This window comes from Undibacterium sp. SXout20W, assembly GCF_049340285.1.
In the GTDB taxonomy this organism is placed as follows: domain Bacteria; phylum Pseudomonadota; class Gammaproteobacteria; order Burkholderiales; family Burkholderiaceae_D; genus Undibacterium.
The window spans coordinates 1-255 of the sequence record NZ_JBMPPH010000141.1; the positions used below are offsets into that span (position 1 = coordinate 1).

Below are 255 nucleotides of genomic sequence, written 5' to 3' on the forward strand. Positions count from 1 at the left end.
TCACAGCGCGCGGTAGTCATTGCCACTGGCACCATCGTGATTGGTTTGACTGGGATCGCCTTCTTCTCGGCAATGGCGAGGTTCGCGCAAACCGGTTCTTGCGTTGTGCGTGGCGCAATTGCAGGAGCGATTGTCTTATCAGAAAAATATTTACGCCATGCGTAAAACGTCGAACTGGCAATCGACTCACGTCGACAATAGGCACGCACGGAGATCCCGCTCGCCACACAATCCTGCAGGCGTTGATTCCATAGC

1 protein-coding gene is annotated in these 255 nt (G+C 54.1%); it reads right to left on the bottom strand.

The features are described 5' to 3' along the window. A partial coding sequence (tnpA, locus tag ACO0K1_RS20370; protein WP_423029040.1) for an IS66 family insertion sequence element accessory protein TnpA occupies positions 1–239 on the bottom strand: 239 nt, incomplete at its 3' end. Positions 240–255 lie beyond the last annotated feature (16 nt).